The following is a 22,690-nucleotide window of genomic DNA, read 5'->3' as shown; positions in this document are numbered from 1 at the left end:
TGACTCAGATCAACGGCAGCCGAGCGCCGCGGCCGCACAGTGAGGCGGTCGCCATGCCGATGCCCGGCAGGCGGCACGAGGCGGATGCGAACCCGTTGACCGGATCGAAGGAGGGAACACGATGAGCGCCCATGCTTTGACGACACCGAACGACGCTTGCCGCGCGGGATGCGATCTTGCATTGCGCATGGCCGCGCTGAACCGAGACTGGCAGCAGGAATGGCATGCGCTCGCGGGGCGCTGCATCGAACGGGACCGCGACGCCGTGCGCGGCCTGCAGCAGGCGCTCACGGCTACGAACGAGTGGACGGCCTTCGGTGAAGCGGCCCGGCTGGCGATGCGCGACTACACGGTCGCCACCGTCGCGATCTGGCAGGACGCCACCGAGCTCTGCATGCGCGGGCAGTTCGAGAGTGCCGGCGCGTGGCGCACGTGGCTGCGCGAATACGGCCCCGGCGGGCTGGCGCGCTACCAGACCGACTGGCTGCCCGACCTCGGGCGGCTGGCCGTGATCAACGAGGCCAGCATGCCGTGGCGCGACTGGATGGCGGCGTTCGAGCTCGGCATCACGGAGGCCGTCGGCGCGAGCGACGGCGGGCCGGTGGCCATGCGACTGCCGGACGACCACCTTGCCGCGCGGGAGCACGATCATGTCCGCTAGGCGCGTCGCGTTCGTCACGGGTGGAATGGGCGGCCTTGGCGCCGCGATCAGCCGTTGCCTGCACGACGCGGGCATGACGGTGGCGGTGTCGCACACCGAACACAACGACCACGTCGCGACGTGGCTCACGCAGGAACGCGACGCCGGCCGCGCGTTTCATGCGTACGAGGTCGACGTTGCCGATTACGATGCGTGCCAGCACTGCGCGGCACGCGTGCTGGCCGAATTCGGGCGCGTCGACGTGCTCGTCAACAACGCCGGCATCACGCACGACGCCACCTTCGTGAAGATGACCAAGGGCATGTGGGATGCGGTGCTGCGCACCAACCTCGACAGCATGTTCAACATGACGAAGCCGTTCGTGCCCGGCATGATCGACGCGGGCTTCGGGCGGATCGTGAACATCGGGTCAGTCAACGGTTCGAGAGGTGCGTACGGGCAAACGAACTACGCGGCCGCGAAGGCCGGCATCCACGGCTTCACGAAGGCGCTCGCGCTCGAGCTCGCGCGTCACGGCGTGACGGTCAACACGGTCGCGCCAGGCTACCTGGATACGGCGATGCTCGAATCGGTGCCGAAGGAAGTGCTCGACACGAAGATCCTGCCGCAGATCCCGGTGGGGCGTCTCGGCCGCCCCGACGAGATCGCCGCGCTCGTCGGCTTCCTGTGTTCCGATGCGGGCGCATTTGCGACGGGTGCCGAATTCGATGTCAACGGCGGCATGCACATGCAATGACAGCCTCCGTCATCCGTGCACCGTTCACGCACGAATCGAATCCGCCGCCGGATCGGGGCGGGCAGGTGTCGCGTTCCGCCGAATGCCCGGCGGGAACGACTTCGCCTGCCGAACAATGGAACCGCGCAGCGCATGCGACCGTCGCCGCGATGACCTTCGGGCTGTCGCCCGTATCGCTGGCGCTGGCCATGCTCGATTGGGGCGCGCATCTGGCGGTGTCGCCGGGGAAGTGCTTCGAGCTCGCGACGCAGGCGTGCACGGCCGCCGTTGCACCGGCGGCAAACCGGCGTGAGGGCGACGCCGACGCTGCGGACATGAGCGGCCTTGCCGTGCATGCCGGCGAGGCCGATCCGCGCTTCGCCGCGCCGGCGTGGGCCGGCTGGCCGTTCAGCGCGTATCGCGACAGTTTCCTGTCGATCCAGCGCTGGTGGCGCGACGCAACGCGCGGCGTGCCGGGCGTCGAACGGCATCACGAGGAACTGGTCGGGTTCGTCGCGCGACAGTGGCTCGACGCGTGCTCGCCCGGCAACTTCCTGGCGACCAATCCGGTCGCGCTCGACGCGACGATGCGCAGCGGCGGCGCGAATCTCGCGGCCGGCTTCCGGAACTGGCTGGACGACGCGAGCGCGTTGCTCGATCGCACGAGCGGCACGCGGGCCCGCGACACGCGCACGTATCTGCCGGGACGCGACGTGGCGGTCACGCCGGGCCGCGTCGTCTGGCGCAACGCGCTGTGCGAGCTGCTGCAATACGACCCGACGACGCCCGCCGTGGCACGCGAACCGATCCTGATCGTGCCGTCGTGGATCATGAAGTACTACATCCTCGATCTGCAGCCGCACAACTCGCTGATCCGCTTCCTGGTCGATGCGGGCTACACCGTGTTTGCCGTGTCGTGGCGCAACCCGGGCGCGGAGGCCCGCGACGTCGGGCTCGACGATTATCTGCGTGACGGGTGCATGGCGACGCTCGACGCCGCCCGGTCGATCTGCGGCGAAGCGGTCCACGCGGTCGGCTATTGCCTGGGCGGCACGCTGCTGGCGATCGGCGCGGCGGCGCTCGCGCGCGACGGGCGGCAACACGACGCACTGCGCTCCGTCACGTTGCTGGCGGCCCAGACCGATTTCAGCGAACCCGGCGAGCTCGGCCTGTTCATCGACGCGAGCGAACTGTCCGCACTCGACGCGCTGATGTGGCGGCAGGGCTACCTGGACGGCGCGCAGATGTCCGCCGCGTTCGAACTGCTGAACGCGCGCGACCTGATCTGGTCGCGGATGATGAGCGAATACCTGCTCGGCACGCGCACGAAGCCCAACGACCTGATGTCGTGGAATGCGGACACCACGCGCATGCCGTATCGGATGCATTCGGAATACCTGACGCGGCTCTTTCTCGACAACGATCTCGCGGCCGGCCGCTACTGCGTCGACGGGCGGCCGGTTGCGTTGTCGGATCTCGACGTGCCGACGTTCGTGGTCGGCACCGAGCGCGATCACGTGTCGCCGTGGGGTTCCGTCTACAAGCTCCACCTGCTCACGCACCACGCGCTGACCTTCGTGCTGACATCGGGCGGGCACAACGCGGGCATCGTGTCCGAACCCGGCCATGCGGGGCGCCATTATCGATGCGCGACCCGCGAACCCGGCGCGGCCTACCGCAGCCGGCACGATTTCGTACGCGACACGCCGGCGGTCGACGGATCGTGGTGGACCTGCTGGCGCGACTGGCTGCACGCGCGCTCGTCGGGCGACGTGCCGGCCCGTACGCCGGCCGCGGGGTTGGCGGCGGCGCCCGGTACCTACGTACTCGAAACATGAGCGAAAACCCGCCGCCGGAGGGGCTCGACGACGCATGCCTGCCCGGCTTGCTGCCACGCCCGGACGGCGCATTACCCGAGCTGATCGCGCGGGCGCGCAACGCGGCGCCGCTCGTCGTCGCCGTCGTGCATCCGTGTGACGCGACCAGTCTCGTTGCGCTCGCGGCGCTGCGCACGTCACCCCTGGGGGCAGCGATCGAACCGCTGATCGTCGCGCCGCGCGCCAAGGTGCAACGCGTGGCAAACGAGGCGGGCGTCGATCTTTCGACGTGGACGATCGAGGACGTGCCGCACAGCCATGCGGCGGCGGCCCGCGCGGTCGAACTGGCGGCGGCCGGCCGCGCCGGCGCGCTGATGAAGGGCAGCCTGCACACGGACGAGCTGATGGGCGCGGTCGTCGCGGCCGGTTCGGGCCTGCGCACCGACAAGCGCATGTCCCACTGTTTCCTGATCGAGGCGCCGGCGTATCCGCGCCCGTTCATCCTGACCGACGCGGCGGTGAACATCGCGCCGGATCTCGCGCAGAAAGCGGCCATCACGCAGAACGCGATCGACGTCGCACATGCGCTGGGCGTTGCCTGCCCGCGCGTGGCGGTGCTGTGCGCGGTCGAAACCGTCAATCCGGCGATGCGCTCGACGCTCGATGCGGCCGCGCTCGCGAAGATGGCCGAGCGCGGCCAGCTCACGGGTGCGATCGTCGACGGCCCGCTCGCGTTCGACAACGCGATTTCGCTGCGGGCGGCGCACGACAAGGGGATCGATTCGCCCGTAGCCGGCCGCGCCGACATCCTGGTCGTTCCCGATATCGAAGCCGGCAACCTGCTCGCGAAGCAGCTCGAATACCTGGGGGGAGCCGTCAGCGCAGGCATCGTCGTCGGCGCACGCGTGCCGATCGTGCTGACGAGCCGTGCCGACGGCATCGCCGTCCGGATCGCGTCGTGTGCACTTGCGACGGTGCTGGCGCAGGGTCGGCATCACCTGCAGTCCTGATGAATGAACCCGCAACCCATTCTTTCGATGGAGGAACCGCGATGAAAGCACTCGTCTACCACGGACCCGGGCGCAAGGCGCTCGAGGAGCGGCCGAGGCCGGAACTGCAGTCGCCCACCGACGCGATCGTCCGCGTGACGCGCACGACGATCTGCGGTACCGATCTGCATATTCTCAAGGGCGACGTACCGACCTGCGAACCCGGCCGCATTCTCGGCCATGAGGGTGTCGGCATCGTCGAGCAGGTCGGCGCCGCGGTCGATTCACTGAAGCCGGGCGATCCCGTGCTCATTTCGTGCATCTCGTCGTGCGGCCGCTGCGAGTACTGCCGGCGCGGCCTGTATTCTCACTGCACGACGGGCGGCTGGATCCTCGGCAACCGGATCGACGGCACGCAGGCCGAGTACGTGCGCATCCCGCATGCGCAGACGAGTCTCTACCGGATTCCGCCGGGCGCGGACGAGGACGCGCTCGTGATGCTGTCCGACATCCTGCCGACCGGGTTCGAATGCGGCGTGCTGAACGGCAAGGTGCAGCCCGGCTGCTCGGTCGCGATCGTCGGCGCGGGCCCGATCGGGCTGGCGGCGTTGCTGACCGCGCAGTTCTACTCGCCCGCGCGGATCATCATGATCGACCCGGACAGCAACCGGCTCGAGGTGGCGCGGCGTTTCGGCGCGACCGATTGCATCGACGGCCGCAGCGGCGACCCGGTGGTGGAGGTCATGAAGCTGACCGACGGCGTCGGCGTGGATTGCGCGATCGAGGCGGTCGGCATTCCGGCGACGTTCGAGATGTGCACCTCGCTGGTGGCGCCGGGCGGCGTGGTCGCGAACGTCGGCGTGCACGGGGTCAAGGCCGACCTGCACCTCGAGAAGCTGTGGGATCGCAATATCTCGATCACGACGCGGCTCGTCGACACGGTCAGCACGCCGATGCTGCTGAAGACCGTACGCGCCGGGCGCCTCGATCCGACGCGCCTGATCACGCACCGGTTCTCGCTCGACGACGTCGAGCGCGCATACGACACCTTCGGCCGCGCGGCGCAAACCCATGCGCTGAAGGTCATCATCGAAGTCGGTTGATAGCCGATAGCCGATAGCCGATAGCCGATAGCCGATAGCCGATAGCCGCGCGGCGCGGCGCGAGTACGGGACCCGGCGCGCGATGTCCGGTTCCCGTGCACGCGCCGGCCCGCGCGTCGCAGGCGTCGCCGTCAGGATGAAAGCGCGGCCGGCTCGTGCGTGTCGCCCGATTCGACCGCGTCGAGATCGACGCACTGCGCGTAAGTCGGCACCTCGCACGGCCAGTGCAGTCGCTCCGCGATACGCCGCCGCATCGCATCGGCCGCCGCGGGTTCGCCGTGCGTGACGAAGGTCCGCACCGGCGCGCGCTGCATCGTGCCGAGCCAGCGGAGAATCTCCTCGTAGTCGGCATGCGCGGAGAGCGTCGTGATCGACTCGACCTGCGCGCGCACGCGCACGTATTCGCCGTGAATCTTCAGCGTCGGCTCGTGCGCGGCCAGCGCCGCGCCGCGTGTGCCGGCCGCCTGGTAGCCGACCAGCGCGATCGTGTTGCGCGCATCGGGCGCGTAGCGGCTCAGGTGGTGCAGCACGCGGCCGCCCGTCGCCATTCCGCTGCCGGCGATGATGACCATCGGGCCGTGATGGTCGGCGATCGCTTTCGACTGCTCGACCGACCGGATCATCGTGGCCGCGTGACCGAGCGCATTCGCTTCGGACGGCGTCAGCCGGTGCTCGAGAATATGGTGACGATAGATCTCGGTCACGTCCGTCGCCATCGGGCTGTCGAGATATACCGGGACACGCGCCATGCGGCCGGACGCCTTCAGCCGCGCGATGTAGTGCAGGATTTCCTGCGCGCGCCCGACGGTGAAGCAGGGCATCACCACGACGCCGCCGCGCGCGAAAGTCTTGTCGAACAGCGCGGCCAGTTCGTTCTCGGGGTCCGATTCCGGATGCAGACGGTCGCCGTACGTCGATTCGACGACCAGGAAGTCCGCATGCGCGGGCGCCAGCGGCGGCTGCATGATCGGGTCGTGATAGCGGCCGAGGTCGCCCGAGAACGCGAGCACCTTGTGATTCCAGTGCATCACGACGCTCGCCGCGCCGAGGATGTGCCCGGCCGGCAGCAGGCGGAACGCCAGGCCGCCGCCCAGTGCGGTGCATTCGTCGAACGCGACGGGCTTCAGCAGTTGCAGCGCGCGCTGCGCGTCGTCCAGCGTGTAGAGCGGCTGTGCGGGGTGATGCTTCGAGTAGCCGTGGCGGTTCGCGAAGTCGGCTTCCTCTTCCTGCAGCCGCGCGCTGTCGCGCAGCATGATGTCGCAGAGTTCGGCCGTCGCGGCCGTGCAGTACACGGGCCCGCGATATCCTTCGCGCACCAGTACCGGAAGGTAGCCGGTATGGTCGATATGCGCGTGCGTGAGCACGACCGCGTCGAGCGTGTCCGGCGCGAGCGGCAACGGGCTCCAGTTGCGCAGCCGCAGGTTCTTCGTGCCCTGGAACAGGCCGCAATCGACCAGCACGCGCCGGTTGCCGTGCTCGAGCAGGTACTTCGAGCCGGTCACGGTTTCGGTCGCGCCGAGAAAAGTCAGTTTCATGGATGCCTCACCGGGAGTCGAGGGAGCAGTGAACCGATTACAGCGCGGATGCGCGTGAAGCGATTGATGGAAATCAGGGTTTGCCGTATCCGTGCCCGGGTCGGGCGAGGATCGTCCTCCAGCCGTTGCGGCTACGGTTTGACGTCAATCAACGCGCGGGCCGGACGGTGGCGCGATAGTGGTCGCATGCGCGAGGGCGATGTCGTGATTCCGCCCTCCGCGCGGGCCGCGTACATGCCGTACACCATAGGCAGCGAGATTTCGACGCGATAGGGACGAATCCATCATGACGCTGATCGCCAACCTGGACGGCGCGCGGACCGGCTACCGGCTGTGCTTCGTCCGCGCGCCCTGGGCGTGGTTTACGTGCCTGCCGCTCGACCTGCAATGCGGCCAAAGCTGGGCCGACGTGCCGTATCAGGACGTCGCGCAACCGCCTTACAGCGATTCGCGCACTCAGCTGCTGCGCGTGGCGTTCGACGCGCCGCGCCTGCTGCCGCCCGAAGCCGGCCGGCACGGGCAGGACTGGAGCGTCGAGCAGATCAACGGCGGCGCGGTGCCGTGGCTGCGCAGCGAGGAATTCGTCGACGCGATGAAGCTGGCCGTGCCGGCGGGAGCGACACTCGCCGAATTCGTCGAGACGATCGAGGCTGCCGGCGGTACCGTCTACGGCCCGCTCGGCTGGGCCGAGTTGCCGCCCTGGCAGCGGCCGGACATCGTGGCGCATACGTAGACGGGCTGACTCCGGACGACCGCACTGCCGCGTTTCAGCCCGGGTCACCCCAGCCGCCGCCGAGCGCGACGTAGAACGCGACCGTGTCCTGCAACCGCTGCGCGACTGCCTGCAGCCACGCAAGGCGCGCCTGATGGTATTGCACGTCGGCGACCAGCAACTGCACGTAGCCCGAGATCCCCGCGTCGTAGCCGGCCTGCGTAAGCGTCAGCGCATCGCGGGCCGCGGCCATCGCGCGGGCCTGCGCATCGAGCGCCGTTGCGTCGTTCGCGAGTGCGCGCAGCGTGTCGGCGACCTGCGAGAACGCCGACAGCACTACTTGCCGGTAGGTCGCGTCGGCTTCGTCGTACGCATCCTGCGCTGCACGCCGCTGGTTCAGCAGCGTGCCGCCGTGAAAGAGCGGTGCGGTGAGCCCGGCGCCGACGCTCCATGCGCGGCCGGCCGGCGCGAACAGCCGGCCGGCGACGATGCTGTCGAAGCCGCCCGACGCGGACAGCGTGACATTCGGGTAGAGCGCGGCCGTCGCGACGCCGACCTGTGCACTGGCCACGTGCAGTTGCGCTTCCGCCTGCAGGATGTCCGGCCGACGGCGCACCAGCGACGACGGCGCCGTATCCGGCAGGCTGGCCGGCAGCGCGATGCGCTCGAGCGACAGGTCGGGTGTCTGCCAGTCGGCGGGGTAGCGGCCGGCGAGCAGCGCGAGCAGGTCGTCGGCCTGGGCGCGTTTCTGGTCGAGCGCGGGCAGCGTCGCCTCGAGCGACCCCCGTTGCGATTCCAGTGTCAGCACCGCAACGTAGGCCGCCGCGCCGGCCGTCACCTGTGCGCGCGTCAGGCGGATCTGCTCGTCGAGCAGGCCGATCATCTCGCGCGTGGCCGCGGTTTCGTCCCGATAGGCGGCGCGTGCGACCATCGTGTTGACGACGTTGGCGGTCAGCATCAGGTATGCGCCCGCCAGCGCCTGGCGCTGTGCGTCGACGCCGGCCGTGAGCGCCTCGACCTGCCGCCGCTCGCCGCCCCACAGGTCGAGCGTGTAGCTGACCGTCGCCGACAGCGTGTACAGGTTGAAGATCGAGGCCGGCACTACCTGCCCGGTGCGCAGCGGCGCATAGCGCTGGCGCGACGCGCCGGCCTGAGCATCCGCCTGCGGAAAGAACACGCCTTCGCCGGCTCGCAGCGCATGTTCGCTGCGCCGCAGCGTCGCCTCGGCGAGATCGAGCGTCGGGCTGCCGGTCAGCGCCTCGCCGACGGTCGAGTCGATCGCACGGCTGCCGAAGCGCGTCCACCAGTCGCGTGTGAGCGGCTCGCTCGCCGACAGCGCCTGTGTCTGCCCCCCGGCTGTCCATGCGCCGGTCGCGGCGTCCGCGGCGACAAAACGCGATACATGCGGAACGGGCGGACGGGTGAAGTCGGGCCCGACCATGCATCCGGCCAGCGGCGCGACGGCCGCGAGCAGGGCCGCCGCGCGCAGCAGGCCGCGGACGGGGCGATCATTTGCCGGCCACGTATACATCGACGATCTGCCCGGGAAACAACCGGACAGCCTTGTTCGGGACGATACGGAAAATGACCGGCAGCACCCGCACGTCGACGCGCTCGGTGCGCTGGTCGGACAATTCGATCTTCGGCGTGACGTACGGCTGCACGCGGACGAACTGGAGGTCGGCCTCGCCCGACGTACCGCGCACGAACATGTGGGCCTTCAGCGCGTGCAGGTCGGGCAACTGGTGGATCAGGATTTCGTCGATGTAGCAGCGCACCTGCAGGCGGTCGACCGGCGTGCCGAGCACCGCGACGGGCCCGTTGCCCCGCGTGTAGGTATCGTAGAGCCCCTGCGAGGTCAGGTACGAGCCGACGGCCGCGTTCATCGCGAGCACGGTGCCGTCCGCCGGCGCGCGCAGCGTGTAGCGGGCAAGCAGCGCGGCAGCCGCGTCGGCCGCGCGCCGCAGCGCGACGGCCTGCGCTTCCTGGTTGCGCACGTCGTAACTCCACGCGCCGGCTTTCGTCAGGCGATACTGCCGCGTCACGACGTCCAGGTTGGCCGCAGCGACGCGTACCGCGTTCGCGGCCGTGTCGAGCGCATCGCGGCTGACGGCCTTCGGGTCGATGTCGTACGCGCGCCGCTGCTTGTCGTACTGATCCTGCGCGAGCTTCAGGCTGGCCTGCGCGGCCGTGGTCTGCGCGGTGGCCACGTCGAGCACCTCGCGGCGCGGCTGCGCTTTCAGTTCGTCGAGCAGGGCGGCGGCCGCGTCGGCCTGTGCCGCGAGCTGCGCGGCGGTGGCGCGCTGCACCGAGTCGTCGATCGTCAGCAGCACATCGCCGGCCTTCACCGGATCGCCGTCGTGCACGAGGATGCGTGTCACCGCGCCCGACACGTCCGGGTAGACGTTCACGTTCGCGCCGGCCGGCTGTTCGCTTTCGACGATGCCGTTCGCATAGACGCCGCGCGCGTACGGATTGGCGGCCGGCTTGAATACCGGTGGCTGCGGCGGTTCCTGACGGCTGTACACCCACGCGGCAACGACGCTTGCCAGGAAGCCGAGCAGGGCGGCCACGAACACGAGCCGGTGCTTCATCGCGCACCTCCGCGGTCGATCCCGTTCAGCTTGCCGTCCTCCATCCGCAGGATGCGATCCGCGTATTCGAAGATCCGTGCGTCGTGCGTGACGATCACGATGCAGCGCGTGTCGTTCAGCACCTGGTGCTTGACGAAGTCGATGATCATGCGGCCCGTGTCGCCGTCGAGCGACGCGGTCGGCTCGTCGAGGATCAGCAGGTCGGGCTGGCTGACGATCGCGCGCGCGATCGCGACGCGTTGCTGCTCGCCGCCCGACAGCTTGACGGGCGGCAGTTGCGCGCGATTGCCGAGCCCGACGACGTCGAGGTAGCCGAGCGCTTCGTGCATCGCCTCGTCCCACGGCCGGCGTTTCAGGATCAGCGGAATCGCGACGTTCTCCACGGTCGTGAGCCGCGGGAACAGGTGGTAGTCCTGGAATACGAAGCCGATCCGGTTCAGCCGGAAATCGGCGATCGCGTCGTTCGGCTGCGCCCACAGGTCGACGCCGTCGATCGACACCGAGCCGGATTCCGGCCGCAGGATGCCCGAGATCACGCTGAGCAGCGTCGTCTTGCCGCTGCCGGACGGCCCGACGATCAGCAGCATCTCGCCGAAGTTCGCCTGCATCGACACGTCGCGCAACGCCTGCGTGCGCGCGTCGCCTTCGCCGAACCACTTGCTGACGCCTTGTGCGTCGATCGCGACGTTCGCCATGGTCAGCCCCGGAAGATGTCGAACGGCTCGATGCGCAGGACGCGCCGCACGCCGAGATAGCTCGAGATCGTCGCGATCACGACCACCATCCCGAACGCGAGCGCCAGGTTGCCGAACGTGACGAGCGCCGCGTAATCCGGAATCTGCAGCTTCGCCAGGCTGATCATCAGCACGCACAGGCCGACGCCGATGCCGTAGCCGGTCAGCGCGGTGAACGTCGCCTGGAACAGGATCATCACGACGAGTTCGCGGCTTTTCGCGCCGATCGCCTTCAGCGCGCCGAACTTGTCGAGGTTCTCGAGGATGAACGCATAGAACGTCTGGCCCGAGATCGACAGGCCGATGATGAAGCTGATGATCGTCATCAGCATGATGTTGGTGCCCAGCCCGGTCTCGTACTTGTAGAAGCGTGCGATCTGCGCGATGAATTCGTCGCGCGTGTACGCGCGATAGCCGAGCGATTGCACGACGGCCTTGATGTGCGCGATGTCCGCGGCCGATTTCGGCTCGACGAGAATGTTCGACGTCGTGAAGCGCGGCGACGGAATGTACCGGATCGCGCGAGCGTACGTGGTGTAGAGCGTCGGCGTGCCGAACAGCCCGCTGGCCGCCACCTTCGCGATGCCGACGATCACGCCGCGATGGTCGTTCAGTTCGAAATCGGTGCCGATCGACGGATTCTCGAGTTTCGGAAACTCGGGGTCCTGGATCGCGATGAAGCCGTTCTCCGCGTAGATGTCCTCGATGTGGCCCTGCAGCATCGTCGGACGGCCGAGCAGGCTCGCGTCGTCGAGGCCGACGACCGTCACGGCCTGGTAGGTGCCGGAGCGCAGCTTCACGAGCGCGGCGCCGGAGTAGAGCGGCACCGCATACTTGACGCCGTCGATGCTGCGCACCACGTCGAGCACGTAGTCGGGCATGCCGATGCTGTTCGCGATCGTCTTCACGGCCGGGTCCATCACCCACACTTTCGCGCCGATGTTGATGACGGACGCCGACGACTTGTTCAGGATCCCGGCGAACAGCGATGTCATCTCGATCATCAGCAGCACGGAGAACGTAATGCCGACGGTCAGCGCGGTGAACTTCGCGCTGTCGTTCACGAGCAGCTTGAACGCGAGGCGGAGGATGCCGTTCACGATGGTGAATGCAAGGGACGCGGGCGCATCACGAATCCTCGCCGACGGCCGAATTCAACTGTGCGACGAAAGCAGCGACGCCCGACACCAGCGCGACGACCGCGTACGGGAGGACATGCACGCCGACCAGCATCGCATGTACGACGCCCAGCAGCGACGCGAGTGCGGTGAACACGCCGAGCGTGGCAAGAACGATCCGGTTTGGCAGGCGCATCATGACGTTCTCCGGCGAGGCGGCCGCCGGCCGCCGTGAGTGCGATGCCGCCCTGCCGCCATCGCGGCCGCCGCGGCTATCACAAGACGTGTCGTCATGATCGCGTGAAGGGTGCCGGCACGGTTGATCTGTATCAACGGACGAATGGGGCCGCCGCGCGGGCGTCCGGCCGCCCGCCGGGCCGGTTACGCCATTTGGGCGATCGTCTTGCGAAAGCGGGTCAGCGACAGCAGGAACAGCGCGCAGCCGATCGCGAACAGCACGGCGAACTGGATCCAGACCGCATCGAGGCCCGCGCCGCGGTACAGGATGCGTTGCGCGAGTTCGACGAAATGCGTGGTCGGCGCGGCCAGCATGATGTCCTGCACGGCGATCGGCATGCTCTCGCGCGGTGTCAGTCCGCCTGACAGCAGTTGCAGCGGCAGCAGCACGAGCACCAGCAACATCCCGAACTGCGGCATGCTGCGCACGAGCGTCGCGAGAAAGATCCCCATCGACGTCGTCGCGAACAGGTGCAGCGCCATCCCGGCCACGAACAGCGGGATGGAACCCGGAATCGGCACGTGCAGCGCTCCGCCCACGACCAGCGTCAGCGACGCGACGGCCGCCACCGTGACGACGAGCCCCATCGACCAGACCTTCGCGAGCATGATTTCCGCGGCGGTGACCGGCATCACGAGCAGGTGCTCGATCGTGCCGTGCTCGCGTTCGCGGATCAGCGCGGCCCCGGTGAGGATCATCGACAGCATCGTCACGTTGTTGATCAGCTCCATCAGCGCGCCGAACCACACTTCGTCGAGATTCGGGTTGAAGCGCATCCGCATCGCGAGATCGACGGGCGGCGACGAGGTGCCGCGATAGCGCCGCACGAATGCGTCGATCTCGCCCGACACGATCTGCTGCACGTATCCGCCGCCGGTAAAGGCCTGCGTCATGCGGGTCGCGTCGACGTTGAGCTGGATCGTCGCATGACGGCCGGCGAGCACGTCGCGCTGGAAATCCGGCGGAATGTCGAGCGAGAACGTGTAGTCGCCGTTGTCGAGGCCGTGATCGGCCGCGGCCGCGTCGACGATCGGCGGCGGTGCGAACTGCGGCGGGAAGAACGCCGACGCGATGCGCGCCGACAGCGGCGATGCGTCTTCGTCGACGATCGCGATCGGCACCTTGTGCAGCGTTTCCGGGCGCGCGGTGGCCGCGACGTAGATCGACGCGCTGAACGTGTAGACGATCAGCACGAGCAGGATCGGGTCGCGGGCGAGGCTCCAGAGCTCCTTGACCCCGAGCCGGAAGATGACGAGCAGGCGCGACATGGTCAGCGCTCCTGTTTGCGCAGCAGGACGGCGGTCATGGCCAGGATGGCCGGCGCCGCCGCGAGCAGCGGCCAGAACTGCGACGACAGGTCGCCCAGGCCGAGCGCCTTGTTGTAGACGCCGCGGCTGATCGCGAGCATGTAGGTGGCCGGGTAGACCGCCCCGATCCACTTGCCGGCGCCTTCCAGCGACGACAGCGGCGTGAGCAGCCCCGAGAACTGCACGACGGGAATCAGCGTGCCGACGATCGTCATGAAGATCGCGGCGATCTGGCTGCGCGTGAACGTCGACGCGAACAGGCCGATGCCCGTGGCCACCACGTTGAAGACCAGCACCGCGGCCGCGAGCGTGAAGAAACTGCCCTTGATCCGCACGCCGAACGCGACGTCGGCCAGCACGACCATCAGCAGGAAGTTCAGCATGGCGAGCATCACGTAGGGCGCCTGCTTGCCGAGCAGGAATTCCGCGCGTGTGACGGGCGTGACGTACAGGTTGACGATCGACCCGAGCTCCCGTTCCCGGACGACGGCGAGCGCCGTCAGCATCGCGGGCAGCATCAGCAGCAGCATCGGCATGATGGCCGGAATCATCGCCGGCAGGCTCTTGACGTCCGGGTTGTAGCGATAGCGCACGGCGATCTCGACGGCCGGCGCGAGCGACGCGCCGAGCCGGCGCTTCGCCTGGTCGCGCAGCCAGTTCTCGTGCATGCCGGCGACATAGCCGCGGATCGTCTCGGCGCGCATCGGCATCGCGCCGTCGATCCACGCGCCGATTTCGACCCGGCGGCCGTGCGCGACGTCCCGCGCGAACCCGGGCGGAATCTCGATCGCGAGCGACAGCTGGCCGTTGCGCATGCGGCGGTCGATCTCGCGCTCGTCCGCGAGCGGCGCGCGCGGCACGAAGTAGCGCGAGCCGCCGAGGTTCTGCGCATAGTCCTGGCTCAGGATCGACTGGTCGCGGTCGAGCACCGCGAACGTCAGGTTGTCGACGTCGAGGCTGATGCCGATGCTGATGACGCACATCAGGACGAGCGACCCGAACAGGGCCAGCGTCGCGCGCAGCGGGTCGCGCCGCAGCTCCAGCACTTCCCGCCACAGGTAGCTGCCGGCACGCGCCGGGCTGAACCACGCGGCCGCGCGGGCGGCGCCGGCCCGGGCGGCGGGGGCCTCGGGCGGCGCGCTCAGCCAGCCCGCGTCGGACGCGGCGTCCATCGGGACGCTGTCCGCACGCTGCGCGTCGGTCAGGTACGCGATGAACGCCTCCTCGAGCGTGCCGGCGCCGCGCATGCGCACGAGTTCCCCCGGCGACGCGCTGGCGAGCACCCGGCCCGCGTGCATCAGCGAGATGCGATCGCAGCGCTCGGCTTCGTTCATGAAGTGCGTCGAGATGAAGATCGTCACGCGATCCTGCCGGGCGAGCTCGATCATCAGCCGCCAGAAGTCGTCGCGCGCGACGGGATCGACACCCGACGTCGGCTCGTCGAGGATCAGCAGTTCGGGCTTGTGCACCATCGCGACCGCGAGCGACAGCCGCTGCCGCATGCCGAGCGGCAGGCTTTCGGGTAACGCGTCGAGTACGCCGGTGAGTCCGAAGCGCCCGGCCATTTCGTCGATCCGCCCCGGTACGTCCGCCTCCGGCACGCCGAACAGGCGCGCATGCAGCACGAGGTTCTGCCGGACGGTCAGCTCGCCATACAGCGAAAACCCCTGCGACATGTAGCCGACCCGCCGGCGCGTGTCGATGTCGTCGGCCGCGACCGGCTGGCCGAACAGCGTCGCCGTGCCTTCGGAGGCCGGCAACAGGCCCGTGAGCATCTTCATCGTCGTCGACTTGCCGCAGCCGTTGGAGCCGAGGAAGCCGAAGATCTCGCCGCGGCGGATTTGCAGGCTCACGTGATCGACCGCGACGAAATCGCCGAACCGCATCGTCAGCCCGTCGGCCTCGATCGCGTAGCCGGCGGCGGGTTCGGGCTGAAACGGCGCGATCCGGATCGGCTCGTGCCCGCGTCGCTGCGCGTCCGGGAGCAACGCGACGAATGCGCCTTCGAGCGTGTCGCACCCGGTGCGGGCCAGCAGTTCGTCCGGGCTGCCGGTCGCCAGCACCCGCCCGGCGTCCATCGCGATCAGCCGGTCGAAGCGCCGGGCTTCGTCCATGTACGCGGTCGCCACCAGCACGCTCATCGCCGGGCGGGCGGCCCGGATGCGCGCGATCAGTTCCCAGAACTGGGCGCGCGACAGCGGATCGACACCGGTCGTCGGTTCGTCGAGGATCAGCAGGTCAGGATCGTGGATCAGCGCGCAGCACAGGCCGAGCTTCTGCTTCATGCCGCCGGACAGTTTGCCGGCGGGGCGATCCAGGAACGGGTGAAGGCCGGTGCTGCGCGTGAGCGCGTCGATCCGGCGGCGCCGCTCCGCCGCATCGTGGCCGAACAGCCGCGCGAAGAACTGCAGGTTTTCCTCGACGGACAGCGTCGCGTAGAGGTTCCGGCCCAGGCCCTGCGGCATGTACGCGATGCGCCGGCACACGCGCGCGCGATGACGGCGCGATGACAGGTCGCCGCCGAGGGCCCAGACGCGCCCCTGCTGGATCGCGCGTGCGCCGGACACGAGCGCGAGCAGGCTCGACTTGCCGACCCCGTCCGGGCCGATCAGCCCGACCATGCGGCCGGCCGGGATGTCGAGCGTCACGTCGTCGAGCGCGGCCTTGTCGCCGTAGCGCAGCGAGACGCCGGACAGCCGCGCGACCGGCGCGGGTGCCGGCGGCGTTTCGGTCGCGCCGGCACCCGTATCGGCCGGGAGCGCCGATTTCATTGCGGCACCTTGATCGCGAGGCGCGCGGGCCACGCGGCGTTCGGATCGACCTTCAGCCATGCGACACCCGGCAGCCCGGTCTTGACGAGCTTCAGGTGGCGCTGCAGCAGGTCGCGGTCGATGCGCGCCTTCACCCGGAACATCAGCTTCTGCCGCTCGGTGGCCGTCTCGACCGTCTTCGGCGTGAACTGAGCGGTGCTCGACACGTACGACACGCGGGCCGGAATCACGTATTCCGGCGCGGCGTCGAGCACGATCCGCACGTCGGCGCCGAGCGGCACCCGGCCGACGACCGTCTCGGGCAGGAAGAACGTCATGTAGACGTCCGACAGGTCGACCACGTTGAGCACCTTGCCGCCGGCCGGCAGCACCTCGCCCGATTCGGCCACGCGATACTGCACGCGCCCGTCGCGCGGCGAGCTCAGGTCGCTGTCCGAGATGTCGGCCTGCACGCGCGCGACGGTCGCCTGCGCGGCCGTCACCGCCGAGTGCGCGGCGACCAGCTGGGCCCGGGTCGCGTCGATCGCGGCCTGGGCTGCCTGCACCTGCGCGCGCGCGGCATTCACGGTCGCCCGCAGGCTGCCGGCGCGCGCGCGATCGTCGTCGAGTTCCTGCATCGACGACGCGCCGTCGCGCGACAGCGTTTCGGAGCGCGCGAGCCGCCGCGTCGCCGCATCCAGTTCGCTTTCCCGCTGGACGACGACGGCCTCGGCCGCCGCCTTGTCGCTGCGCCGCTGCGCGACCTGCGCGTCGATGCTCGCCGCCGTGTTCACGGCCTGCGCCTCCCGGGCGCGCGCCTCGTCGAGCTGTGCCTGCAGGACGACCACGTCCATGCGCGCGAGCGGCTGCCCGGCCTTCACGAAGTCGCCTTCGTCGACGAGCATCGCGGTGACGCGCCCCGGCAGCTTGGTCGCGACGTCGATCTCGGTCGCCTCGATGCGGCCGTTGCCGCTCACGAGGCCGGCATCGGCCTGCCCGTCACGCCAGCGCGTCCATCCGAAATACGTGATGCCGATCGCGAGCACGGCGACGCCTGCCCCGATCAGAAGAGGGCGCTTGAGGGTTTTCATCGTGTGGAATCCGGATTCGTCGATTCGTTGGTCGGTCGCACGGCGGCCGGGTCGCCGTCTTGCGTGGCGCCGCCGAGCGCGCCGTACAGCGCGACGCGGCTCGACAACAGCGCGCGACGCGTCATCACCCATTGCTGCTCCGCGTTCATCAGGTCCCGCTGCGCGTCGAGCACCTCGAGGAAGCGGGTTGCGCCGCTGTCGTAGCGCAGCTTCGCGAGGCGGGCCCGTTCGGCCTGCGAATCCAGCGTGGCGCGCTCGATACGCACCTCGTCGGCCAGCCAGTAGCGGGACGCAAGCGCATCGGATACGTCGCGAAACGCGCTCTGGATCGTCCGCTCGTACCGCGCGAGCGCTTCGTCGTGCTGCGCGTGCGCGAGCGCGAGATTCGAGCGGTTGCGGCCGCCGTCGATCAGCGGCAGCGTCACGTTCGGGATCACCGACCAGACGCCGGTGCCGGACGTCAGCAACTCATGCAGCGCGCTGCTGCCCGAGCCGATCGAGCTCGTCAGCGCGATGCGCGGAAAGAACGCGGCGCGCGCCGCGCCGATGTTGGCGCGGGACGCCTGCAACTCGTGTTCGGCCGCGATCACGTCCGGCCGCTGCGCGAGCAGCGACGAGGGCAGGCCGGGGGCGAGCGACGGCGCGACGGCAGCGTCGTCGAGCGCGAGCGGCGCGCCGGCCAGATCCGGCGGCGCACCGACCAGCAGGGCCAGTGCATCGGCCGCCGATGCGCGCGCCTGTTGCAACTGGGCGCCGAGGGATTCCGCTTGCTGCAGCAGGATCTCGGCCTGCGTCAGGTCGAGGCGCGAGATCGCGCCGGCCGCATGGCGAAGCCGGAAAATCCGCAGCGACTCGCGGCGCGTGTCGATCGTCGCGCGGGTCAGCGCGATACGCTCGTCGTACTCGCACAGCGTCAGGTACGCGTTGGCGACCGACGTGATCACGCTCAGCGTCGCGGCACGCCGGGCCGCATCGCTCGCGAGATAGCGCTGCAGCGCCGCGTCCTTCAGGTTGCGCACGCGGCCCCAGAAATCGAGCTCCCATTGCGTCTCGGCCAGCCGCACCTCGTAGGCCTGGCCGATGAACGGGGTGGGCGTGAGGAGCCCGCCGGGTGCGCGAAACCGCGCATAGGCCGCGCCGGCGCCGATCGTCGGCCACTGGTCCGCGCTGCGGATGCCGTAGACGGCACGGGCCTGTTCGACGCGCGCGACGGCTGCGCGCAGGTCGCGATTGTTGGCCAGCGCCTGCGCGATCAGCGCCCGCAGGCGCGCATCGACGAAGTAGTCCTGCCATGCGGGCACCGGCGCGGCCGCGGGCGTGGCGCCGGCCGACGGATCCGGAAAGGCGGCGGGGATCGGCGCGGCGGGACGTTGGTCCGGCGGGGCGAGCGACAGGCATCCGGAGAGCAGGCCGATACCCGTTGCGAGCGCAACGAAACGCCCGTACCGGGAAGCTGCAGTGCGGAACACGACGGGAAGCGCGGTGGCGCGCATGGAAAGCCTCGGCGAATACGGAAACGCGGGGTGGCGCCGCCTCGTGGCGTCGCCGCTTCGGGTTCACTTATATCCGACGATTGACGCTCCTACCCTTGATCTGCATCACTTCGGCGGGAATGCGTTTCGAGCGGTGCTTCGGTTGACAGGCGCGCCGGAACATGGCCCCGGGCCGGCGGGTTGCGCCGGGCCCGACGCGGTCGCGCGCGTCACGGCCGGTCGCCAGGGGCGAGGTTCAGCAGGACGGCGAACGAGAGGATGCTCAGGATCAGCGTGACGATCGAGTATCTGAAAACCCGCTCGTCGAACAGCATGCCGTGAATGATGCCGGCCAGCGATGCGAGCGCGATGAATACGCTGAGCGTCGCCAGCGAGATGCGGTATTGCCTGCGGTTCATGACGGTCTCCCGGGGAGCGGCTGTCGCAACGATACGAAGCGTGCGGGCCGCCACGAATGCCGCGGCGGCCGGGGACATGATCGCGTCGCACCCCGTCGCGCAGTTGATCTGCGTCAACGGAAAAATCGGGATCGAGTGTGCGCGAGTGCGGCTGCCGCAAGCACGGCGTTGATTGATCCTCGTCAAACCGCCGGCGCCGCCTTGCGCGATGCTGAATCCGGTGCGGCCCCATCGCCGATCGCGAATGTCGCGACCGGCACGGGCCGACAGGAGACGGCAATGAAGTCCGATGCAGCACTCAAGCAGGATGTCGAGCAGGCGCTGTTCTGGAATCCGGCGGTCGATGCACGGCGGATCGACGTCGACGTACGCGACCGGATCGTGACGTTGCGCGGCACGGTCGACAGCTGGGCCCAGAAACTCGAGGCGCAGAAAACGGCGCTGCATGTCGAGGATGCACGCGCGCTCGTGCTCGAACTGAACGTTGCACCGCAGGAGAACGCGTGCGCGGACCAGGAACTGGCGATCGCGATCACGTTCGCGCTCGGCTGGCAGGAGGCGCTGCGCGATCACAAGATTCGCGTCGAGGTCGATCACGGTTGCGTGACGCTCGACGGTGAAGTCGATCATGCATACCAGAGCCGGGCGGCGGAAAAGATGGTCAGCCGGATGATCGGCGTCGTCGGCGTCGCGAACCGGATCCGGGTGCGCACGGATCACACGGTGCCGGACGTCGGCACGCGGATCGCCGAAGCGCTTGCGCGTCGCGCGCGGCGCGAATCCGCGGGAATTGCGATCGACGCGGCCGACGGCGTCGTCACGTTGACGGGCAAGGTCGCGTCGCTCGCCGAAAGGCGCGCCGCGTGCGGGGCGGCCGGGTCGGTGAGAGGCGTCCGGGAGGTCGTCGACCGGCTCACCGTCGGCTGACGGCTCGCCAGTGCCGTCCACTGCGAGGAGACGCAGTCATGAACCGTTCGAATTCCGGCCCCGGCCGACACCCTCTGCGCCACGACAGGCGCATGCAGCCGCATACGAAGGACAGTTACCGCGATCCGAAGCGGCCGAAGGGCGACAGGATCTGCGAAGGCTGCGGCGCCGTCTGCGACGCGGGCCGCTGGACGTGGTACGCGACGCCGCTCGACCGGCGCCAGCTCGAATGCCCGGCCTGCAAGCGCATGCGGGAAAACCTGCCGGCGGGCGAACTGGTGCTGCACGGCGCGTACCTGTGCGCGCACCGGGCGACGATTCTCGACCTGCTCGAGCGCCAGGCCATTCTGGAGACGAGCGAGCACGCGCTCGAACGCATCATGGAAATCGAGAAATCCGCCGATACGCTCGTCGTCCGCACGACGGGCGTGCACATGGTGCGACGGCTGGGGGAAGCGTTGCTGCATGCGCATCACGGCGATCTCGCGATCCACTATCGCGACGGCGAGGACATCCTGCGCGCGCAATGGACGCGCAACGACGCATGAACGGAGGGGTGTCCGGCGAGCGGGCCTGATGCGATGAAAAAATCATTCGATTACTCCGGACTGCTGATCCCGTTCGTGTTTGCCGCGCTGGTGGCGTATCAGCTGCTGATGACCCGGCCGGCAACGACGTCGATCCCGTACAGCGACTTTCACCGCCTGGTCGACGCGCGGCTCGTCGACGATCTGGACATCGGCCAGTCGTCGATTTCGGGCGTGCTGCGCATGCCCGAGGCCGCTGCGAACCTGCCGGCCTCCGACGCGGCCGCCGTGAAGAAGGCCGGGCCGCCGTGGCGCTTCACGACCAACCGGGTCGCTGACGATCGCCTCGTCACCGAACTCACGGCCGCCGGCATCCGCTATCGCGGCGTGTCGGATTCGGGCTGGCTGGAAACGCTTGCCGGGTGGATATTGCCGGTGATCGTCCTCATGACGTTCTGGAGCTTCATGATGCGCAGGCCGGGCGGGGTCCGGGACTTCAGCGGCATGGGCAAGAGCCAGGCACGCGTATACGTGCAGCAGGAAACCGGCATCACGTTCGACGACATCGCCGGCATCGACGAGGCGAAGGCCGAACTGCAGCAGATCGTCGCGTTCCTGCGCAACCCCGAACGCTACCAGCGGCTCGGCGGCAAGATCCCGAAGGGCGTGCTGATCGTCGGCGCGCCCGGCACCGGCAAGACGCTGCTCGCGCGCGCGGTGGCCGGCGAGGCGGCCGTGCCGTTCTTCACGATCAGCGGCTCGGCGTTCGTCGAGATGTTCGTCGGGGTCGGCGCGGCACGCGTGCGCGACCTGTTCGAGCAGGCCCAGCAGAAGGCGCCGTGCATCGTGTTCATCGACGAGCTCGACGCGCTCGGCAAGGCGCGCGGCGTCGGCCTGATGTCCGGCAACGACGAGCGCGAGCAGACGCTCAACCAGCTGCTCGTCGAGATGGACGGTTTCCAGGCCAATTCGGGCGTGATCATCATGGCCGCGACCAACCGGCCGGAGATCCTGGATCCGGCGTTGCTGCGGCCCGGGCGCTTCGACCGCCACATCGCGATCGACCGGCCCGACCTGACCGGCCGCAAGCAGATCCTTGCCGTGCACACGAAGCGCGTGAAGCTGGCCCCGGAGGTCGACCTTGCCGAGCTGGCGCAGCGCACGCCGGGCTTCGTCGGCGCGGATCTCGCGAACGTCGTCAACGAGGCCGCGCTGCATGCGGCCGAACTCGGCAAGCCGGCGATCGGCATGGCCGACTTCGACGAGGCGATCGATCGCGCGATGACGGGCATGGAGCGCAGGAGCCGCGTGATGAACGACGAGGAAAAGCGGACCATCGCGTACCACGAGGCGGGGCACGCGCTCATCGCGCAAAGCCGCGTGCATTGCGATCCGGTGAAGAAGGTGTCGATCATCCCGCGCGGCATCGCGGCGCTCGGCTACACGCAGCAGGTGCCGACCGAGGATCGCTATGTGCTGCGCAAGAGCGAGCTGCTCGAGCGGCTCGACGTCCTGCTCGGCGGGCGCGTTGCGGAGGAACTCGTGTTCGGCGACGTGTCGACGGGCGCGCAGAACGACCTCGAGCGAGCGACCGCGCTGGCGCGGCACATGGTCATGCAGTACGGGATGAGCGCGAAGCTCGGCCTGGCGACGCTGGACGACGCGACGCCGCAAGGCGGTTCACCCGGCGTATGGACGCCGGGCGACGGCCGGTGCAGCGAACACACCGCCCAGTTGATCGACGAGGAGGTGCGCGCGCTGCTCGAAGACGCGCACGTCCGCGTCGCGGCGACGCTCGGCGAGCATCGCGACGCGCTGGAACGGATCGCGCGGTGCCTGCTGCAGCACGAGTCGATCGATCACGACACGCTGGTGGCGCTCATTACGCCGCCGGACGATCGCGGCGCGGCGCCCGAGCCGGCGCGAGCCGATGCGGAGCCGGTAGCGGCCACGGACACGTCGGCCTGACCCGCGACCGGCG

20 protein-coding genes are annotated in these 22,690 nt (G+C 69.2%); 9 read left to right on the top strand and 11 right to left on the bottom strand.

What is annotated here, in order from left to right; genetic code table 11:
- Positions 1-121: 121 nt before the first annotated feature.
- Genes ACTJLD_RS32315 through ACTJLD_RS32295 form a run of 5 tightly spaced genes read left to right on the top strand, consistent with a single transcriptional unit; the run spans position 122 to position 5,285 of the window.
- Positions 122-661, top strand: coding sequence for a hypothetical protein (locus ACTJLD_RS32315; protein ID WP_226161051.1), 540 nt, complete (start codon positions 122-124; stop codon positions 659-661).
- Entirely contained in the window at positions 651-1,397 is a 747-nt protein-coding gene (locus tag ACTJLD_RS32310) for a beta-ketoacyl-ACP reductase (RefSeq protein ID WP_027792306.1), read from the top strand. Before ACTJLD_RS32315 ends, ACTJLD_RS32310 begins: the two co-directional genes overlap by 11 nt.
- The gene (locus ACTJLD_RS32305) at positions 1,394-3,214 is read left to right on the top strand and encodes a PHA/PHB synthase family protein (RefSeq protein ID WP_060358585.1); all 1,821 of its coding nucleotides are present in this window, start codon (positions 1,394-1,396) and stop codon (positions 3,212-3,214) included. The genes ACTJLD_RS32310 and ACTJLD_RS32305 overlap by 4 nt, the downstream gene beginning before the upstream one ends.
- Positions 3,211-4,203 (top strand): bifunctional enoyl-CoA hydratase/phosphate acetyltransferase, encoded by a 993-nt coding sequence (locus tag ACTJLD_RS32300; RefSeq protein WP_060318989.1) that lies wholly within the window; start codon positions 3,211-3,213, stop codon positions 4,201-4,203. The genes ACTJLD_RS32305 and ACTJLD_RS32300 overlap by 4 nt, the downstream gene beginning before the upstream one ends.
- A 41-nt stretch (positions 4,204-4,244) precedes the next feature.
- Entirely contained in the window at positions 4,245-5,285 is a 1,041-nt protein-coding gene (locus tag ACTJLD_RS32295) for a zinc-dependent alcohol dehydrogenase family protein (RefSeq protein ID WP_440660681.1), read from the top strand.
- 131 nt (positions 5,286-5,416) lie between these two features.
- Here the strand turns inward: ACTJLD_RS32295 and ACTJLD_RS32290 are convergent, their stop codons facing one another.
- A complete protein-coding gene (locus ACTJLD_RS32290; protein ID WP_027792310.1) occupies positions 5,417-6,820 on the bottom strand; it encodes an MBL fold metallo-hydrolase RNA specificity domain-containing protein in 1,404 nt (467 codons plus the stop codon).
- A 286-nt stretch (positions 6,821-7,106) separates the two neighbouring features.
- Here ACTJLD_RS32290 and ACTJLD_RS32285 point away from each other — a divergent pair, with 286 nt between their 5' ends.
- Positions 7,107-7,553 (top strand): hypothetical protein, encoded by a 447-nt coding sequence (locus tag ACTJLD_RS32285; protein ID WP_021163484.1) that lies wholly within the window; start codon positions 7,107-7,109, stop codon positions 7,551-7,553.
- 34 nt (positions 7,554-7,587) lie between these two features.
- Here ACTJLD_RS32285 and ACTJLD_RS32280 read toward each other — a convergent pair whose 3' ends face one another.
- The 10 genes from ACTJLD_RS32280 to ACTJLD_RS32235 form a co-directional block, all read right to left on the bottom strand.
- Positions 7,588-9,063 (bottom strand): efflux transporter outer membrane subunit, encoded by a 1,476-nt coding sequence (locus tag ACTJLD_RS32280; RefSeq protein WP_440660678.1) that lies wholly within the window; start codon positions 9,061-9,063, stop codon positions 7,588-7,590.
- Positions 9,041-10,126 (bottom strand): HlyD family secretion protein, encoded by a 1,086-nt coding sequence (locus ACTJLD_RS32275; RefSeq protein WP_059696786.1) that lies wholly within the window; start codon positions 10,124-10,126, stop codon positions 9,041-9,043. The genes ACTJLD_RS32280 and ACTJLD_RS32275 overlap by 23 nt, the downstream gene beginning before the upstream one ends.
- The gene (locus tag ACTJLD_RS32270) at positions 10,123-10,827 is read right to left on the bottom strand and encodes an ABC transporter ATP-binding protein (RefSeq protein ID WP_174392701.1); all 705 of its coding nucleotides are present in this window, start codon (positions 10,825-10,827) and stop codon (positions 10,123-10,125) included. Before ACTJLD_RS32270 ends, ACTJLD_RS32275 begins: the two co-directional genes overlap by 4 nt.
- Complete coding sequence (locus tag ACTJLD_RS32265; protein ID WP_440660677.1) at positions 10,824-11,960, bottom strand: ABC transporter permease; 1,137 nt, start codon at positions 11,958-11,960, stop codon at positions 10,824-10,826. Before ACTJLD_RS32265 ends, ACTJLD_RS32270 begins: the two co-directional genes overlap by 4 nt.
- Before the next feature lie 28 nt (positions 11,961-11,988).
- A complete protein-coding gene (locus ACTJLD_RS32260) occupies positions 11,989-12,177 on the bottom strand; it encodes a DUF2964 family protein (RefSeq protein WP_226152211.1) in 189 nt (62 codons plus the stop codon).
- Between the two features lie 182 nt (positions 12,178-12,359).
- Complete coding sequence (locus ACTJLD_RS32255; RefSeq protein WP_226190352.1) at positions 12,360-13,484, bottom strand: ABC transporter permease; 1,125 nt, start codon at positions 13,482-13,484, stop codon at positions 12,360-12,362.
- Between the two features lie 2 nt (positions 13,485-13,486).
- The gene (rbbA, locus tag ACTJLD_RS32250; protein WP_440660676.1) at positions 13,487-16,294 is read right to left on the bottom strand and encodes a ribosome-associated ATPase/putative transporter RbbA; all 2,808 of its coding nucleotides are present in this window, start codon (positions 16,292-16,294) and stop codon (positions 13,487-13,489) included.
- Complete coding sequence (locus ACTJLD_RS32245; protein WP_060358592.1) at positions 16,291-17,364, bottom strand: HlyD family secretion protein; 1,074 nt, start codon at positions 17,362-17,364, stop codon at positions 16,291-16,293. The genes rbbA and ACTJLD_RS32245 overlap by 4 nt, the downstream gene beginning before the upstream one ends.
- Positions 17,361-18,857, bottom strand: coding sequence for an efflux transporter outer membrane subunit (locus tag ACTJLD_RS32240; RefSeq protein ID WP_440660675.1), 1,497 nt, complete (start codon positions 18,855-18,857; stop codon positions 17,361-17,363). The genes ACTJLD_RS32245 and ACTJLD_RS32240 overlap by 4 nt, the downstream gene beginning before the upstream one ends.
- 209 nt (positions 18,858-19,066) lie before the next feature.
- Positions 19,067-19,255, bottom strand: a complete 189-nt coding sequence (locus tag ACTJLD_RS32235) for a DUF2964 family protein (protein ID WP_027792317.1) — start codon at positions 19,253-19,255, stop codon at positions 19,067-19,069.
- A 279-nt stretch (positions 19,256-19,534) separates the two neighbouring features.
- Between ACTJLD_RS32235 and ACTJLD_RS32230 the strand changes: the two genes are divergently transcribed.
- From ACTJLD_RS32230 to ftsH, 3 genes are read left to right on the top strand one after another with little or no spacing between them, the layout of a single operon-like run.
- On the top strand, positions 19,535-20,182 hold the full coding sequence (locus tag ACTJLD_RS32230; protein ID WP_060082730.1) for a BON domain-containing protein: 648 nt from the start codon (positions 19,535-19,537) through the stop codon (positions 20,180-20,182).
- A 38-nt stretch (positions 20,183-20,220) separates the two neighbouring features.
- Positions 20,221-20,730 (top strand): BCAM0308 family protein, encoded by a 510-nt coding sequence (locus ACTJLD_RS32225; protein ID WP_060082646.1) that lies wholly within the window; start codon positions 20,221-20,223, stop codon positions 20,728-20,730.
- Positions 20,731-20,763: 33 nt separating this feature from the next.
- Positions 20,764-22,677 (top strand): ATP-dependent zinc metalloprotease FtsH, encoded by a 1,914-nt coding sequence (ftsH, locus tag ACTJLD_RS32220; protein WP_059696770.1) that lies wholly within the window; start codon positions 20,764-20,766, stop codon positions 22,675-22,677.
- The last annotated feature ends 13 nt before the right edge of the window (positions 22,678-22,690 follow it).

The sequence above is a fragment of the Burkholderia sp. 22088 genome (assembly GCF_052045915.1).
GTDB classification, from domain to species: Bacteria; Pseudomonadota; Gammaproteobacteria; order Burkholderiales; family Burkholderiaceae; genus Burkholderia; species Burkholderia cepacia.
The sequence above is the reverse complement of the archived record's forward strand: the minus strand, read 5'-3'. Positions and strand labels throughout refer to the sequence as shown.